This is a genomic window from Chryseobacterium sp. 22543, assembly GCF_052044565.1.
In the GTDB taxonomy this organism is placed as follows: domain Bacteria; phylum Bacteroidota; class Bacteroidia; order Flavobacteriales; family Weeksellaceae; genus Chryseobacterium.
This window is the reverse complement of record NZ_JBQENH010000002.1, coordinates 498,156-514,908: the sequence shown is the minus strand read 5'-3', so window position 1 is coordinate 514,908 and position 16,753 is coordinate 498,156. Positions and strand designations below refer to the sequence as shown.

At 35.9% G+C, this 16,753-nt stretch carries 14 protein-coding genes; 8 read left to right on the top strand and 6 right to left on the bottom strand.

Going from position 1 to position 16,753, the window contains the following annotated elements; translation table 11 throughout:
• Positions 1 to 28: 28 nt before the first annotated feature.
• Positions 29 to 1,546, bottom strand: coding sequence for an amino acid permease (locus ACTJIP_RS08150; protein ID WP_077414938.1), 1,518 nt, complete (start codon positions 1,544 to 1,546; stop codon positions 29 to 31).
• Positions 1,547 to 1,710: 164 nt separating this feature from the next.
• Here ACTJIP_RS08150 and pnuC point away from each other — a divergent pair, with 164 nt between their 5' ends.
• The 5 genes from pnuC (at position 1,711) to ACTJIP_RS08125 (ending at position 7,726) form a co-directional block, all read left to right on the top strand.
• On the top strand, positions 1,711 to 2,382 hold the full coding sequence (gene pnuC / locus ACTJIP_RS08145) for a nicotinamide riboside transporter PnuC (protein ID WP_440704340.1): 672 nt from the start codon (positions 1,711 to 1,713) through the stop codon (positions 2,380 to 2,382).
• A gap of 4 nt (positions 2,383 to 2,386) precedes the next feature.
• A complete protein-coding gene (locus ACTJIP_RS08140) occupies positions 2,387 to 3,067 on the top strand; it encodes a hypothetical protein (RefSeq protein ID WP_047383550.1) in 681 nt (226 codons plus the stop codon).
• Between the two features lie 90 nt (positions 3,068 to 3,157).
• On the top strand, positions 3,158 to 3,925 hold the full coding sequence (gene dapF / locus ACTJIP_RS08135; RefSeq protein WP_077414942.1) for a diaminopimelate epimerase: 768 nt from the start codon (positions 3,158 to 3,160) through the stop codon (positions 3,923 to 3,925).
• A 32-nt stretch (positions 3,926 to 3,957) separates the two neighbouring features.
• A complete protein-coding gene (gene mltG, locus ACTJIP_RS08130) occupies positions 3,958 to 4,983 on the top strand; it encodes an endolytic transglycosylase MltG (RefSeq protein ID WP_077414944.1) in 1,026 nt (341 codons plus the stop codon).
• Positions 4,984 to 5,116: 133 nt separating this feature from the next.
• A complete protein-coding gene (locus ACTJIP_RS08125) occupies positions 5,117 to 7,726 on the top strand; it encodes a TonB-dependent receptor domain-containing protein (protein WP_077414946.1) in 2,610 nt (869 codons plus the stop codon).
• Positions 7,727 to 7,772: 46 nt separating this feature from the next.
• On the opposite strand, the gene ACTJIP_RS08120 is transcribed toward ACTJIP_RS08125, so the two are convergent.
• From ACTJIP_RS08120 to ACTJIP_RS08105, 4 genes are all read right to left on the bottom strand, one after another.
• A complete protein-coding gene (locus ACTJIP_RS08120) occupies positions 7,773 to 8,225 on the bottom strand; it encodes an adenylyltransferase/cytidyltransferase family protein (protein ID WP_077414948.1) in 453 nt (150 codons plus the stop codon).
• Positions 8,226 to 8,377: 152 nt separating this feature from the next.
• Positions 8,378 to 9,400 (bottom strand): UDP-glucose 4-epimerase GalE, encoded by a 1,023-nt coding sequence (gene galE / locus ACTJIP_RS08115; RefSeq protein WP_219072457.1) that lies wholly within the window; start codon positions 9,398 to 9,400, stop codon positions 8,378 to 8,380.
• An 8-nt stretch (positions 9,401 to 9,408) separates the two neighbouring features.
• Positions 9,409 to 9,642: a hypothetical protein gene (locus ACTJIP_RS08110; RefSeq protein ID WP_172625727.1), complete on the bottom strand. Its 234-nt coding sequence runs from the start codon at positions 9,640 to 9,642 to the stop codon at positions 9,409 to 9,411.
• Between the two features lie 227 nt (positions 9,643 to 9,869).
• Complete coding sequence (locus tag ACTJIP_RS08105) at positions 9,870 to 10,994, bottom strand: DegT/DnrJ/EryC1/StrS family aminotransferase (protein WP_077414954.1); 1,125 nt, start codon at positions 10,992 to 10,994, stop codon at positions 9,870 to 9,872.
• An 88-nt stretch (positions 10,995 to 11,082) separates the two neighbouring features.
• Between ACTJIP_RS08105 and ACTJIP_RS08100 the strand changes: the two genes are divergently transcribed.
• Positions 11,083 to 12,684: a S8/S53 family peptidase gene (locus ACTJIP_RS08100; protein WP_180565556.1), complete on the top strand. Its 1,602-nt coding sequence runs from the start codon at positions 11,083 to 11,085 to the stop codon at positions 12,682 to 12,684.
• A 202-nt stretch (positions 12,685 to 12,886) separates the two neighbouring features.
• Here the strand turns inward: ACTJIP_RS08100 and ACTJIP_RS08095 are convergent, their stop codons facing one another.
• Complete coding sequence (locus ACTJIP_RS08095; protein ID WP_077414958.1) at positions 12,887 to 15,421, bottom strand: phosphoenolpyruvate carboxylase; 2,535 nt, start codon at positions 15,419 to 15,421, stop codon at positions 12,887 to 12,889.
• 130 nt (positions 15,422 to 15,551) lie between these two features.
• Between ACTJIP_RS08095 and ACTJIP_RS08090 the strand changes: the two genes are divergently transcribed.
• On the top strand, positions 15,552 to 16,271 hold the full coding sequence (locus tag ACTJIP_RS08090) for a hypothetical protein (protein ID WP_077414960.1): 720 nt from the start codon (positions 15,552 to 15,554) through the stop codon (positions 16,269 to 16,271).
• Between the two features lie 72 nt (positions 16,272 to 16,343).
• Complete coding sequence (locus ACTJIP_RS08085) at positions 16,344 to 16,748, top strand: hypothetical protein (protein WP_077414962.1); 405 nt, start codon at positions 16,344 to 16,346, stop codon at positions 16,746 to 16,748.
• Positions 16,749 to 16,753 lie beyond the last annotated feature (5 nt).

Genomic DNA, 16,753 nt, shown 5'->3' with positions numbered 1-16,753 from the left:
AAAACCGCCGAAGCGGTTTATATTATTATTAATCTTGGTTCTGATATTTTTCAGGATTATTAAGTTTACTGTTTGATTTTCCGTAAAGGAAATACACCAAACCTCCTAAGAACAACCATACAGCAGAAAGTTCCAATGCATGAGCACTTAAGTTAAATATCAAATAGATATTGATAAACACTCCCAATGCCACCACTATTTTGTAAGCCGGAACTTTGAAAGGTCTTATCAAATTAGGTTCTTTTTTTCTCATTACCCAAACGGCAATACAAACCAATGTAAATGCAAACAGGGTTCCAAAACTTGTCATATCTGCCAATGTTGAAATTGGAGTAAATGCTGCGATCAAAGCCACTACAATTCCCAACAAAATAATTCCTTTGTAAGGTGTTTTTGTTTTTGGGTGAAGTTCTCCGAAAAATTTAGGAATCAATCCGTCTTTTGCCATACCGATGAAGATTCTTGACTGCCCCATCATCATTACCATTACTACAGAGATCAATCCTACTGTTGCGGCGATGGTTACTACATTACTTGCCCAGTGCTTTCCTGCAATTTCAAATGCATACGCTACAGGCGCTTTGATTGCATCAGGATATTTACCTTCAGGGTTAAAGTCTGTATAATGCATCATCCCTGTTAATACAAGCGATACACAAATATAAAGCGCTGTACACACCAATAGTGATGCAATAATTGCAAAAGGCACATCTTTTTTAGGATTAATAGCTTCTCCTGCCTGTGTAGAAACAGCATCAAAACCAATATAAGCAAAGAAAATAGCTGCTGCACCGGAAATAATTCCTTTAATACCATAGGCAGAGACCATATCCCCTTCAGAATTTCTGATCTGTACCTGATCCGGAATAAAAGGTTTCCAGTTTTTTACACCATCTACAGCGTTGTAAAGATCAGTATTAGAAAAAATAATATATACTCCTGCAATAATTACAAAAATAACGGCAGAAGTTTTCATCAAAACAATCAGGTTATTAGCCCCTGCTGCTTCTTTAGTTCCTTTTACCAATAATGCAGTAATTAAAAGAACAAGAATAAATGCCGGCAGGTTCATTGAAAAACCATCTCCTGTATAACTGGCAGGATCTGATGTAAGATAAGCCGGTAAATGAATATTAAAGATTTTCAAAAATTTGTTAAAATATCCGGACCAGCTCACCGAAACGGCCATACTCGCCATGGCATATTCGAGGATGAGACACCACCCCATGGCCCATGCAAAAATTTCTCCTACCGTTCCATAGGCATAAGCATAAGCTGAACCTTCTACAGGAATAATGGATGCAAACTCTGCATAGCACAATGCAGCAAAAACACAGGCAATACCTGCTATGATAAAGGAAATGGCAAGTGCTGGTCCTGCGTGATAATAGGCTCCTGTTCCCGTAAGAACAAAGATTCCACCACCGATGATAGCACCCACTCCAATTGCTGTTAAACTCCATTTTCCAAGGACTTTCTTCAGCTCACTTTTCTTCATATCTGCCTCATAGGCACTTAGTGGCTTTTTAACCCAAATTTTCGACATGTTTTTTTATTTATTAAGGATTTACGAAAATATAAAAAATTTAGGAACTCCCACGTTTATCGTTAAACTTTCGTCATTTATTTTACATAAAGTTTTTAAAAACCTGAGCAACATATTATATAATCCATTTTAAAAAGTCCATATTTTTGCTTATTTTTGATTGCATGAATTTATATGATCTTTTTGTAAAGCCTTATGAAAGCTATGATTCTTTACAGATTACATTGGAAGCATCAGGTGCTATTTTCGGAATACTCAGCGTATTTTTTTCCATTAAGAAAAATATATGGGTATACCCTACCGGCATTATTTCAACTCTGATCTACGTATATCTTCTTTTCAATGCCGGGCTGTTAGGAGACTGCATAATCAATGTCTATTATTCTGTTATGAGTATTTATGGCTGGGTTCTATGGGCCAGAAATTCTGAAGATCATGTTCATGTAGAAGTTACCTGGGCCACCCGAAAAGAATGGACTCATGCTGCCCTGCTTTTCATACTGAGTCTGGCACTGGTTACTCTTATTTATTATTATAAGCCTTATATTGATAATCAGTTTTCTATGGAGGGAACCAGTTTAGGATTGTATCACCTGGACTTGGCAAATTGGATGGATGTTTTCACCACTTCAATATTTTTAGTAGGAATGTGGTTGATGGCCAAACAGCGCATTGACAGCTGGATTTTCTGGATTATCGGAGATATTATCTGCATCCCTATGATGATTTTTAAGGGATTTGGAATCACTTCGGTTCAATATTTGGTATTTACTATAATGGCTATCTTAGGATACCTCAATTGGAAAAAAAGTTTTAAAGAAAAAAAAGTACAATAAAGTCATGAAAAATTTATTCAAAATAGCAGTCAGTATTTTTGCTATTACCAGCTTAACCTCTTGTTTAGCATATACCGACGGATACGGAAGCAATGGAAACTATGGATATGGAGATCCCTATTATAACAACGGATATTACTATGCGCCTTCCGGATATTACGGAAATGGAGGATATTATGGTAATGACGGCTATTATTACAGAAACAACGTTAATTACTACTATGATAATGGAATTCCTTATTACTATGACAATTATAATAACTCCAGAAGAAAAGTCTATGTAGAAAGAAGATCTTCTTCTTCATCGAGACCTCAAAACGGATTCCAGAATACCCGTACAACGAATAGTAACGGTTCATACAATAATAACGGAGGATTCAATAATAATAGAAACTCCAATAGTAACAGTGGATTCAGAAACCAAAACAATGGTAATCAGAACAATCAGGGTAACCAAAACAACAGCGGATTCAGAAATTCCAACAGTAACAGCGGATTCAGAAACCAAAGCAGCGGTAACCAGAATAGTCAGAGTACCCAAAATAACAGTGGATTCAGAAACCAAAACAGCGGCAGCCAAAACAGCACCAGATCAGAATCTTCCGGCGGTGGATTCAGAAACAGTTCCAGCGGCCAAAGCAGTGGTTCAAACAGACAACAGAGCGGCGGAGGCGGCTTTAGATAAAACGATTATAAATAAGGAAACGAACAGTTAACACTGTTCGTTTTTCATTTTAAATATATTAATTTTGCTTCTTCATTTAGACAAAAAAATATGGAATTTTATAAATATCAGGGAACAGGAAATGATTTCGTAATGGTAGACAACCGTGATCTGCAGTTTACTAAAGATAAAAACAGTATTGAAAAATTATGTGACAGACGTTTTGGAATAGGTGCTGACGGCCTTATTCTATTGGAAAACGATCCGAACTATGATTTCAAAATGGTTTACTACAATTCTGACGGAGGAGAAAGTACCATGTGCGGAAACGGAGGAAGATGTCTTGTAGCTTTTGCTTTTTTCCTTGACATCTTTGAAGATAAATGCAAATTCATTGCAACAGACGGAGAGCATGAAGCTGAAATCCATAACGGGATCATTAAATTGAAAATGATTAATGTGAATACCATTTCACAAGACGGAAATGACTTTGTTCTGAATACAGGATCTCCACATTACGTAAAATATGTAGAAAATCTTCCCGATTACAACGTGTATACTGAAGGAAACGGGATCAGAAATTCAGAAAATTATAAGGAAAAAGGAATCAATGTAAACTTTGTAGAAAAAATTTCTGATGATGAAATTTTTGTAAGAACCTATGAACGAGGCGTTGAGGACGAAACTTACAGTTGCGGAACAGGAGTTACTGCTTCTGCTTTAACTTTTCTTCAAAAACACAATCTAACCTCTGTAAAAGTTAAAACTTTAGGCGGAAACCTTAAGGTATATGCTGAAAAAAGCGGAGATACATTCCAGAATATTTGGCTGGAAGGTCCTGCAAAGCAAGTTTTTAGAGGTAAAACAGATCTTCTTTAAAAACAAAAACTTTTAATCAACATTTAATAAGAATGAAAAAAGCTATTCTCATTATCATTCTGCTGGTTTTTGTAGCCGCAGGATTTTTTGGTTTGAGATTTTATAATAAATATTTAGGAAATAACGTAGAAAAAGACGGTTATGTTCTGATTCCTCATAGAGCAGGTTTTAAACAGATCCTCGATTCTATTGCTCCTTATATTAAAGACAGGGAATCTTTTGAAGCTGTGGCTAAAGAAAAAGGTCTTGATTCTAATTTTAAAGCGGGACGTTATCATATCCAGAGCGGAACAGGAAATAAGAACCTTGTCAATATGATCAAAGCAGGTAACCAAACGGCAAATTCTTACAGAATCGGGGATTTTGGAGATATGTATCAGATGATTGGTAAGGTGACCAAAAAAACGGAAATTGATTCGTTACATTTTATAAATGATCTGGATGCTGTGGCACAGGAGAAAGGCTATAAAAATGTTGAAGACTTAAAAAAATATTTCTTCATTGACACTTATAATTTCTTCTGGACTGTAAGCCCACGAGAATTTTTTGCAAAGTTTGAAAATCAGTACAATGATTTCTGGACGAGTGAAAGAAAAAATAAAGAACAGCAGTCTGGCCTTACAAGAGATCAGATCTATGCACTGGCTTCTATTGTTTATAAGGAATCAGGAGGAAAAAAGGATGAAATGAAAACGATTGCCGGATTGTATTTAAACCGTTACAGGAAAGGGATGAAACTTCAGTCTGACCCTACGGTGATCTACGCAATTAATAAGCAGACTAATTTTAAAGAATCTATTAAAAGAGTATTATATAAGCATTTGTCTACACCATCACCCTACAACACTTATGCAAACGCAGGTATTCCTCCGGGACCCATCTGTGTAGTGGATAAAAATTCGATTGATGCTGTTTTAAATGCAGAAAACAACAATTATATATTTATGTGTGCTGATCCGGCAAGATTTGGATACCATAAGTTTACGGCAAGTGCTGAAGAACATGCTGTAAATGCAAAGGCTTACCAGGACTGGCTCAACTCAAAAAATATAAAATAAGTTTAGAAAGCACCTAAAAATTTATACAGTTAGAAAAACAATAAACAATCATAATATTTTGAAAATCAAATTGATATAGATATTCGAAATATTATGGGTTATCCTTTTACGATTTTATACAAAAAAATAACCTATGAAGAATAAGACAGAAATTGTCAATATTTTCACCAGAAAAACTTTAGGACTTACGTTAGTACTTTCAGCCGCGGCGATGGCTTTTGCACAGGAGAAGGCTGGAGTTTCAGGAATCATTGTCAACAAAAAAAACCAACCGGTTCCCTATGCCTCTGTAACATTCAGCAATAAAGTAAACAAGGCATTAAGTGATGCTGTACTGACAGATGAAAAGGGGCAGTATAAACTTGAGCTTATACCGGGAGATTATGATATCACCGTAGAAGCTATTGATTACAAAAAGAGTGTAGTCAGCAAAAATATTGCAATAGCGGGTAATATCGGGGCATTATCTATAGAGCCAGAAGCGGCTACAACCATTGATGGAAAAACAAAAGAAATCCAGGGTGTTGTAATCACCGCTTCAGCAGCTAAGCCTTATAAAGTAGAACTTGATAAGAAAACATATGATCCTTCACAGGATATCGTGAGTAAAGGAGGAAGTCTTCAGGATGTATTGACCAACGTTCCTTCAGTTTCTGTAGATACAGACGGAACGGTTTCTATGAGGGGAAGTACCAATGTAAAATTTCTGATCAACGGAAAACCTTCTGCTCTTCTGGGAATAGATGATGGTGCCAATGCCTTACAAAGTATCCCGGCTGATCAGATTGAAAGAATTGAAGTCATTACCAACCCTTCTTCTAAATTTGAAGCAAGCGGAACTTCCGGTATCCTTAATATCATCCTTAAAAAGAACAAAAAAATAGGATTTAACGGTAGCGTTGTAGGGTCATTAGGATATTTCCCAAGAACCTCGCTTAATACCAATCTGAGCTGGAGAAAAAATAACTGGACATGGTTTGTAAACGGCGGAGGAGGCTATACGGAAAACAAAACTAAAAATAATTCAGAAACGACTTATCACAATATTACTTTTCCTAAGATTTTTCCTAATACCCAGCCAAATGATGTTCTTGTACATCAGCTGCAAAATTCTACCAGTAAAACCTATAATAAAAATTATAATGTAAGTGCGGGTTTTGTGTATGATCTGTCTGACAAAACATCGATTAATGTAACAGGATTGGTCAGAACATTTGAAGGAGATGGCAATGAACTTTTGCAGACTTATGATAGTTTTCACAGATTTTTCAAAGACCCGTCAGATCCAAATGGAACTGCAGGAACATGGCAATTATTAAACCCTTACGGACAAAGAGATTCTAAAACGATATTTAATAACCTTGCCTTCCAGGGAGATGTAGGTTTAGACCACAAATTTGATGATAATGGTCAGAATTTATCCGTATCATTAAGTTTACAGAGAAACAGAAGTAATAATAATGCAAATATTCTTGAGACCAATGACCTGCTTCCTGATGTACAGGATATTACCAGAAGACATTCTGTAAGTAAAACGATTATTGGTAAAGCTGATTATGAATTACCAATAGGAGAAAAATCTAAACTTGAAGCAGGATACAGATTGGATGTGAATGATAATACTTATAATAATTTTGTAAGCAGTACTTCCAATAATCCTTATATCCCGAACTATAATAACGATACGGATTACAGAGAGATCTTCAATGCTTTCTATTTACAGTTTAAAAGTAAAATCGGAGAAAAATTTGCTTATCAGCTTGGTTTAAGAGATGAGCTTTCCAATGTAAAGATCAATTACATCAATCAAAATCCTAATGATCCACAATTAAATAAAACAAAAAACTACAACAATTTATTTCCGAGTATATTCTTAAGCTATGATGTATCTAAGAACAATCAGATTTTGGTTAATTATTCCCGTAGAATAGACAGGCCAAGATCTTTCTTCATGGTTCCTTTCCCGAATTACAGCAACAGTCAGAATATTTTTGAAGGAAACATAGATCTTAACCCATCATATGTAGATTCATTTGAAGTAGGGTATAATATTACAAGAAAAAAGTTTACTATTAATCCTACCCTGTACTACAGACACGCCACTGATGATACTAAAATGTTAGTGTACAGACCTGATGAAAGTCTGGGAGTATTCTATACAAAACCTATCAACCTTGGAAATGATGAACGTTATGGTTTGGATCTTAACTTTACCTATGATCCTTTTGCGTGGCTAAAAATAATGGGTAGCTTAGACATGTTCGGCTATAAAACCACCGGAATTGCTTATTATGATGCTCTTGATAAAAATAAGTTGCAGCAAACCCGAAATATGGATTTTACAGGAAATGGTTTTTCTACCAGAGCACGTCTTAATACAACCTTTAAACTTGATAAAACATTAAGTGTACAATTACAGGGATTCTATAGAGGAGCACAGAAATCTGCCAACCAGAATACTCAGGATATGTACGCGCTGAACCTTGGTGCTTCCAAAACGATCTGGAAAGGAGACGGAACCATTTCCTTCAATATTCAGGATATTTTCAATACGAGAAGCAGAGAAGTACTTAGTTTCAATGAGGATTACACAAGAAGAAACTATATGCAGTGGCAGCCAAGACAGTTTTCTATTTCTTTAACCTACAGATTTAAGCAGGGCGAAAAAGTAGATCAGCCTAAAAAGAAAAAAGATATCAATTCCAATGCAGCCGGAGACGACCAGCAAGGCGGTCCGATGTAATACAACAAAAATCCCGAAAATTACTTTTCGGGATTTTTTATTATTGTTATTTTACAGGTTCAGCTTTGGAATCTTTTTCTTTTTCAGCTTCATAGATCCTTCTTCTCAGATCACTGGTGGAAAACCTATGGTCTCTTTTGTTGTAAAAGATCTCAATTCCTTTTTCTTCACAGTATTTCTTACCTGTAAAGTCTCTGTCCATATAATCATCCCCGATGATTCTTACATCAATCACAAATGACTTTAAAATATCCAGCAGATCTTCTTCTGTATAATAAGGAATGATCTCATCCACAGCATTTACTGCTTTCAACTGAATATACCTTTCAACGATAGTCTGGCTTGGCTTATTTTTGTTGGGGCGATCGTGGGAAGGGTCGATCTGAAGTCCAACGATTAAATAGTCACATACCGTTTTAGCTTCTTCAAGCATTTTGATATGCCCGGCATGTAATAAGTCAAATGAGGAAAATGTAATCCCTATTCTCTGTGTCTTCATATTAATTTTGAATTAAAACTTCACTGAAATAAATGTTCTTTTTAAAAAGATAAAAACAAAAGATTCAGGGAAGACGTTTTGTAATTTGTTTATATAATTCGTTTTAAATTGTTCTTTTCTATAGTCAGTAAATCTTCATAACCATAGAAATACTATACATTCCTTGTATTCAAATACTTCTGCCATTCCCAAACCGTTCTTAAAGCTTCTTCCAGAGAAGTTTCAGACTTCCAGTTGAGTTCTTTCTCAGCTTTTTCAGCATTGGCATACGCGATCGTAATATCTCCTTCTCTTCTGGCACAGATCTGATACGGCACTTCTACATTATTGGCCTTTTCAAATGCTTTCACCACTTCCAACACAGATGAACCTTTTCCTGTTCCCAGGTTGTAGGTATCAATCACAGCTTCAGATGAAGAGTCTTCCATCAGTTTTTTTAATGCTGCAACGTGTGCTTTCGCCAGGTCAACAACATAAATATAATCACGAACGGCTGTCCCGTCCTCTGTAGCATAATCATCTCCCCAAATACTCAGTTTCTCACGTACTCCTGAAGCCGTCTGCATCACATAAGGTACCAGGTTATTAGGAATTCCTATCGGCAGTTCTCCAAGTTTTGCAGAAGGATGGGCTCCGATCGGGTTAAAATATCTTAATAACGAAATTTTACGGTGATAGGCATTTGCAAAATCAATCAGGATCTGTTCTCCCATTTGTTTTGTTTTCCCATACACACTTTCAGGTACTTTTAAAGGAGTATTTTCATCAATCGGCATTACATCTGCCTGCCCGTATACTGTACAGGATGAACTGAAAATAAAGTTGGAGATTTCTCTTTCTTTAAATTCCTGAAGAATATTAATTAGTGAGAACAAATTATTCTCATAATAGTCCACAGGTTTTATCTGGCTCTCTCCTACTGCTTTAGAAGCTGCAAAGTTGATACAGCCATCAATCTGATAGGCATCAAAAACCTGAGTAAGAAGTTCTCTTCTTTTTAGATCAAAAGGATAAAAAGCCACCTTTTTACCTGTAATTTCTTCTATATTTTTTAAAATAAACCTTTCCGTATTGGATAAATCATCTACGATAACTACTTCAAAGCCGCTATTGATAAGTTCCACTACTGTGTGAGAACCAATATATCCAAGTCCTCCCGTAACAAGTATTGCCATTTTATTTTTTAATCTTCGTGTTTGCCTATATTTTCTATTTCGTTTTTCTTTACCTCTTTATCCATATTGTTCAGATAAAGAAGATAAAAAATAATAAAACCTATAACTATTGTATTAAAAGCAATTACAAAGTTGTAATATGAATTATTGGTATAAGTTTTAATGAGGGTATATTCTGCATAACAAACTAAAATAAAGATCATTACTGCAATAAAATTGAGAATAATCTTTGTATACTTCATTTTAAAATAAATAATCCCCCCTGAAATTAAATTTACAATAATGTAAAAAGAGTATTTCAAAATATTTTCAAAAATACTCTCTTTATAGTATTCTGAGTAAGATGAGGAATTATAGGAATTCAATGTATTTATTACATAGATTGAATATAATCCTACGATAAAAAGATGAAACCCTAAAAAGAATTTATATTTCCTTCCTTTTAAAAAAAATTCCGTCATAGTTATTTTTATCCCATAAACTCAAGAACAGCATCCGTAATATACTTCAGTTGTTCTTCGTCTAATTCTGTATGCATTGGTAAAGAAATTACCTGATCCAGCAGCTTATCTGTATTCACAAAGTCTGCATCATTGCTCTCCTGGAAGTAAGCTTTCTGCTTTCTTAGGGCCACCGGATAATAGATCATTGCAGGGATTTCTTTTTCCGTTAAAAACTTCTGAAGTTCATTACGTTTTCCATTCAGAATTCTTAAAGTATACTGGTGGAATACGTGAGTAGAGTTCTCAGCTCTTTTTGGAGTCAGAATATTCGGGTTTCCTTCAAATGCTTCATCATAAAAATCTGCTGCTCTTTTTCTTGCTTCATTGTAAGAATCAAGGTGAGGAAGTTTTTTTCTTAATACCGCAGCCTGAATACTGTCCAGACGGGAGTTTACTCCTACCTCATCATGATAATATCTTTCGTACATTCCGTGGTTTACAATTCCTCTCAAACGGTGTGCTAATTCATCGTTGTTGGTAAAAATAGCTCCACCATCTCCGTAGCATCCAAGGTTTTTTGAAGGGAAGAAAGAAGTTGTTCCTACAGTAGACATTGTTCCTGCCTGCTTTACACTTCCGTCAGAGAATGTATATTCTGAACCGATTGCCTGAGCGTTGTCTTCAATAACATATAGGTTGTGCTCTTCAGCAATTTTCAAAATTTCTTCCATATTCGCACACTGTCCGAAAATGTGTACCGGAATGATCGCTTTTGTTCTTGGCGTAATCGCTTTTTTTATCTGCTCTGTAGAAATAGTGAATGTATCATAATCTACATCTACCAATACAGATTTTAGCTTAAGCAGGTGAATTACTTCTACCGTTGCAGCAAAAGTAAAATCAGCGGTGATGATCTCATCGCCTTCTTTCAGGTCCAGGGCCATTAAGGCAATCTGTAATGCATCTGTACCATTGGCACACGGAATCACATGTTTTACTTCTAAATAAGACTCCAATTCATTCTGGAAAGACTTTACTTCAGGTCCGTTAATAAACGCTGCAGAGTCCATTACATTCAAAACAGCATTGTCTACATCATTCTTTATTTTGTAATACTGACTTTGCAAGTCAACCATCTGAATTTTTTTCATATAATAAATATTTCTGTAAAAATAAGGAATTTAATATCCTATCAAAAATTTTATTGATTTTGTTTTTATCTTTATACAAAATAATCTTATGAAAAAACTTTTACTCTTTTGTTTCCTAACGGGTTATCTTAATGTATCTGCCCAAACAGAACTTGTGTTTGTTTTCTTTACTGATAAGCCCAACAAAGCTGCATTTTATGCAAATCCGCTTTCTGAACTCAGTCAGAAATCACTCAACAGGCGTACAACGCTGGGAATTCCTCTCAACGATCAGGATGCCCCTATTGAACAGTCTTATCTTCAGAATCTTCAAAATTTAGGATTTACCGTTACAGATTATTCAAAATGGCTTAACGGAGCGGCAGTGAATGCTACACCTGCCCAAAAAACACTGCTGCAGGCTCAATCTTTTGTCTTGTCTGTTGAAAGTTTTGCCAGAAACAGTTCAACCACTGTAAAAACAGCACCTGTAAAATGGCAAGATGATGCAAGTCTCAATAAAATACTTACCACCTTTAATTATGGTTCCGGTGCCGGCCAAATCGATCAGGTCAATATACGGCCACTTCACCTGGCAGGTTATACCGGAACAGGGATTTCCATAGCCGTCATTGATGCCGGATTTCCAACTGTGAATACAGGAACTGCTTTTTCAAGATTATGGAACGGTAATCATATAAAAGCGGCCTATGATTTTGTCACCAAAACCGGAAACATTTATAATACAACGCTCAGTCCTCATGGTTCTGTTGTTTTAGGAGCTATCGGCGGATATCTGGAAAACATATTTGTTGGCGCTGCTCCCGATGCTGATTTCTATCTCTACCGAAGTGAAAATGCTACTGTAGAGGTTCCTGAAGAAGAGCTATACTGGATTGAAGCAGCTGAGGAAGCAGACAGAAAAGGCGTAGAAATCATCACCTCATCACTGGGATACAATATTTTTGATGAGAGCCGTTACAATTATACTTATGCCAATATGAACGGAAGTACTTCTTTCATTGCCCGGGGAGCAGGTATTGCTGCTGAAAAAGGAATTTTTGTTCTGGCTGCTGCCGGAAATTCCGGGCTGCAGCCATGGCATTATCTGATGACACCATCTGACAATGCTAAAGTATTCTCCATCGGTTCTGTAGATTCGGCAGGGAATGCATCCGGATTTTCTTCTTTTGGGCCGAACTCTCTTGGAGTGGTAAAACCTGACGGAAGTACTCAAGGAACTGCTACCACCACAGTGTATGATAATGCGACTACAGTTGTGAATGGAACATCCATTTCTACTCCTATTGCTGCAGGAGGTGTGGCATGTCTTATTCAGGCATTTCCAACGATGGACAGGGAGCAGATGAGAACAAAGCTAAGACAAACAGCTTCGCTTTATCCTGCCCATTCAGATCAGATAGGATTTGGCATTCTCAACTTCGGAAGTCTGTACAATATCGTTCTGAATACTTCCGAAACGGTAAAAAAGGAAAAGTTTTCTATATTCCCGAATCCTGCTAAAAACATTCTGAATATAGCATCAGAGCAGGAAGTCCTGTCTTTGGAAATCTATGATAATCTGGGAAGACTGATCAGAAAAAGCAGCCAGCAGAAATCTATAAAAGTGGAGGATTTTGCCAAAGGAACTTATTATCTGAAAATTCAGATGAAGGATAAGGTTTACTATGAGAAATTCTTAAAAGAATAATTTTTTGTCTCTCGCGGATTAAACAGATTGAGCAGATTTTGATATGGTGTTTAATTTTGTTGAATGTGCGAGAGATATTCTTCTACAACAGCTATATTTCGGCTAAAGCGGATGGATTGATTAATAAAAAAAGAATGGGCTAAAGCCCATTTCTGTTGATATATTATTCTACACTATGTACAAAACGTTTGTTTAAAACAACTTAAGCAGAGTTTCTGCTCGCGTTAATATTTCCAAACAGTGATCTTGTCACCAATTTTTCATAGGCTTCTTTATTGCCCTCTCCTTTCTGTATTTTCATCAAGGCATATTGTTGAATGCTCAATAATGGAAGCACAATCTTTTCGCGGATCTTCACCGATTTTCTAGACAGTGGATCTTCTTCCTGAAGCATTTTGAAACCGGTCAGCTCCAGCATTATTTCTCTTGAAAGCTCGTATTCATCAAAAAGAACATTCCAGAATGCACCAAACTTTGGGTTGCTTTTAATATAATAAGTCAGCGGGAAATAAGATTTATTCATACTCATCATCGAGTTCAGCACTAACGTTTTAAAGAAATCCGAACCTTTATACAATTCTCTTACTTCTTCAAATCTTCCCTGTTCTTTCATCTTTTGCATAGCATATCCAAAGCCAAAAAATCCAGGAACGTTCTGTTTCAGTTGTGACCATGAGCCCACAAACGGAATAGCCCTCAGATCTTCAAATTTCAGTTCGCTTCCGTTTCCTCTTTTTGAAGGACGGCTTCCGATATTTGTTTTTCCATAATATTCAAGAGTACTCATCTCCTGAAGGTATGGAACAAACATAGGATGAGCCTTTAAATCTGAATATTTTCCATAGCTGATATCCGCCAATTCAATGATTAAAGCTCTTTCTTTTTCCGTAAGCTCTTTTTTTGCATTTTTGAATACATCATTTTCTACACCAGCTGTCAGAAGCTGTTCAAAATTATATTTTGCCTGTTCCTTATTTCCAAAAATACTGGTAATGGTTTGCCCCTGGATCGTAAGTTCAATTTTATTATTGGCAATAGTTTTTCCCTGAGAAGCATAGAAATCGTGGGTCTTTCCTCCTCCTCTGGCTGGTGGCCCTCCTCTGCCATCAAAGAATACAACTTTGATATTGCTCTGCTCGGAAAGCTTGGTCAATACTTCTTTTGCTTTATAAATTTCCCAATTGGCTTTTAAATATCCACCATCTTTGGTTCCATCAGAAAACCCAAGCATAATGGTCTGCTGATTCCCTCTTTTTTCCAGATGTTTTTTGTAGACCGGATTATGATACAGCTCCTTCATCACATTTTCAGCGTTGGCAAGACCTTCCATCGTTTCAAAAAGCGGAACGATATCCATATTGATATCTTCGTCTTTATACCCGCAAATCTTAAAGAATGCATACACATTCATCACATCTTTTACCGCATCAGAATTGGAAATAATATAGCGGTTCATTCCCCTTAATCCATTCAGATTCTGAATGTCTGTAACCTGTGAAACTGTTAACAATGTATCTTTCACAATATCTTCAAAATCTTCAGCATTTACCGTTTCTGAAACCTGAATCAGCTTATTGAATTTTTGTTCGTAATCAGCCTCTTCATTTCCAGATACTTTCGCAAAAACATCATCAATCACTTTCTGATGGATTCTGCTGTCCTGGCGGATATCCAACGTCGCAAAGTGAGTTCCGAAGATCATTACACGATCTCTGAAATTGGCCAGAAGATCTAAAAACAAAGAGTTGTGTTCATTAACTAATATTTTTTCCGCTTCTGCAGCTTTCTTTAAAATATCTTCAGCCGTAATACTTTTTCCATCAAAAATGGCAGCATACAGTTCTTCACTTAATTGGGTTAAAACTTCAGAAACGCCTCTGAAACTTAATCTTCTTCTGATAAATTTCAAATGGCTGTAATAGGACTTCAGAATTGCCGAACGAAGTTCTTCTGCTACTCTTTTTGTTACATCTGCTGTTACAAACGGATTTCCATCCCTGTCTCCTCCAGGCCAGAATCCAAGCTGGATAATATCTTCATGAAGATGAAAATGCCCGTTTCCGAAAGTCTTTTTGATCTTCGTAAACAATTCGCCAATGGTATCGTAATATACGTATCTCAGGTATGAAATGATACTCAAAGCTTCATCTATAGGAGTAGGTTTTTCTTTGTTGACAAAAGGGGTCTTCCCCAGCTGCTGCAGAAGCGTATCAATCTGAGTAACGGAATCACTGGTAATAGCTCCTCTTAAGTCCTGAATGATCCTTTGTACTGAACTTGGGTAAAACTGTGTAGGGTGCGCTGTAAACACGACCTTTACACTAAAATCTTTTAATTTTTCACGTACTTTTTCAATTTTATGATCCTGAAAAGAGCGTTCAAAAAGATTGGTTACGGTACCACTGTCACTTTCGGAGTGAAGATTAGGAAAAGCAGCATCTTCAATACTGTCAAACAAAACTACCTGTCTTTCTATATACTGAATGATCTTGAAAAGCAGTTCGAGTTTCTGTTCCTCAGTCTGAAGATCAGTATGGTTTTTAAAAAATTCTTCGACGATGTTTTCGGGAGTTTTTCCTGCTTCATAGCCGGTTCTGCTTTCCTCATAAAGAAACGGAAGCAGCATTCCGATATTCGTCATTTTATCATAAGGCAGGCTCATAAATAATGAATTGTAGATCTGGAACTTATTTTCCACGATCTGCCTGAATTTTTCTGCGCGTTGGTCGTGTATCATAATAACAAATGTAAGTGATTTTGGAATGAGTTGGGTTGACAAATGACAAAAAAATAAAGGATTAAAAGCAAAAAAACATATTAATTTTTATTCAAGAATTCCTTAGTTTTGAAAGCTATTTAAACGAACCATGATTAAATTCAATTTTAACGCCAATGTGAATATTAAAAACAATGGAACCCAGCTTGACAAAAAGGGACTGAAAACTATTTTAATCATATTTGGAGTGTTTATGCTGGTCTTTGCTTTTTCAGCAATAGCTTTTAGCTCTTTTGCTTTTGGCAGTATGGAATCAATGCAGGAAAGAGTTGATGAGTACAATAAGCAGGTAGATGTCATCCACTCATTACCCGTTCTTAAATGCACCGTTTATACAGACCAAACGATCTCAGCTCCTCTATCAGGAAAAGATGCGGCATTCTATCTGCTGCGTGTGGGTACCGTCAAACAAAACAAACGATATAAAGAAATTTACGAAAAATTCGATTACGCCATGGCAGCAGGCTATCCCAAAGGAGCTCAACTTTTAATCAATGGGCAATTATATCCTATTGATTTTAATAGGTGTATCATAAAAAATCCAGATCAAAGAAATATGCCTTTTGTCTACGAAACTTATACTACCAGCGATAGAACACCCTACTATCTGCAAGATTATAAACCCAGAGGAACTCAAAAAATTTCCTTATTAAAAAATCTGCATCCCTGGATTCAGTCTTTTTTTGAACCTAGCGGGTTAAACAATCTTCTTGTCAATGAATACATTTTCAAGAATGGCGATTCTGTTTATATCAAAGGAAAAATTGAGAATAACAGGATTGTTCCTTTTGTAGAGCATATGGTCAACTAATTCTTTGAGATATATGTAAGAGTCCGTTTAATATAATTTTCATTAATTTTACTCTTACAACATCCATAATCCATGAAAAAAATATTTACTTTTCTACTCATAACAATTCTGTTTATCTCTTGTGAAAAAGATTGTTACAATGCACCTCTACCCATCATTTTTGAGTTCGTAAACTCCAACAATGAGAATCTTATTGCCAATGGAACATTGACCACGTATTCAGTTCAGGATGAAAACAATGTTAATATACAATTAACCAAAACCTCCGACAACAAGGTTATTGTAGAAAATGTAGGCGCCTATAACGGAACAAAAAATTATAAATTTTATTCTAATATTAAAAACCTTGATTTTGCAATACAGTCATCAGAATTTAAAGGAGCTTGTGATGGTTATCAAATCAATAAACTGACTTTTACAGGAATAGATATTGATGTAACTGATGAAAAAGGATATTATAAAATTGTATTGGAATAATTCTC

Bases quoted from the DNA above. Each gene is read 5' to 3' on its own strand.
- ACTJIP_RS08105 (WP_077414954.1), bottom strand. From the start codon at position 10,994: ATGAAAAAAATTCAGATGGTTGACTTGCAAAGTCAGTATTACAAAATA.
- ACTJIP_RS08120 (WP_077414948.1), bottom strand. From the start codon at position 8,225: ATGAAGACACAGAGAATAGGGATTACATTTTCCTCATTTGACTTATTA.
- ACTJIP_RS08125 (WP_077414946.1), top strand. From the start codon at position 5,117: ATGAAGAATAAGACAGAAATTGTCAATATTTTCACCAGAAAAACTTTA.
- ACTJIP_RS08150 (WP_077414938.1), bottom strand. From the start codon at position 1,546: ATGTCGAAAATTTGGGTTAAAAAGCCACTAAGTGCCTATGAGGCAGAT.
- ACTJIP_RS08140 (WP_047383550.1), top strand. From the start codon at position 2,387: ATGAAAAATTTATTCAAAATAGCAGTCAGTATTTTTGCTATTACCAGC.
- ACTJIP_RS08085 (WP_077414962.1), top strand. From the start codon at position 16,344: ATGAAAAAAATATTTACTTTTCTACTCATAACAATTCTGTTTATCTCT.
- dapF (WP_077414942.1), top strand. From the start codon at position 3,158: ATGGAATTTTATAAATATCAGGGAACAGGAAATGATTTCGTAATGGTA.
- pnuC (WP_440704340.1), top strand. From the start codon at position 1,711: ATGAATTTATATGATCTTTTTGTAAAGCCTTATGAAAGCTATGATTCT.
- ACTJIP_RS08110 (WP_172625727.1), bottom strand. From the start codon at position 9,642: ATGAAGTATACAAAGATTATTCTCAATTTTATTGCAGTAATGATCTTT.
- mltG (WP_077414944.1), top strand. From the start codon at position 3,958: ATGAAAAAAGCTATTCTCATTATCATTCTGCTGGTTTTTGTAGCCGCA.
- ACTJIP_RS08090 (WP_077414960.1), top strand. From the start codon at position 15,552: ATGATTAAATTCAATTTTAACGCCAATGTGAATATTAAAAACAATGGA.
- ACTJIP_RS08100 (WP_180565556.1), top strand. From the start codon at position 11,083: ATGAAAAAACTTTTACTCTTTTGTTTCCTAACGGGTTATCTTAATGTA.
- galE (WP_219072457.1), bottom strand. From the start codon at position 9,400: ATGGCAATACTTGTTACGGGAGGACTTGGATATATTGGTTCTCACACA.
- ACTJIP_RS08095 (WP_077414958.1), bottom strand. From the start codon at position 15,421: ATGATACACGACCAACGCGCAGAAAAATTCAGGCAGATCGTGGAAAAT.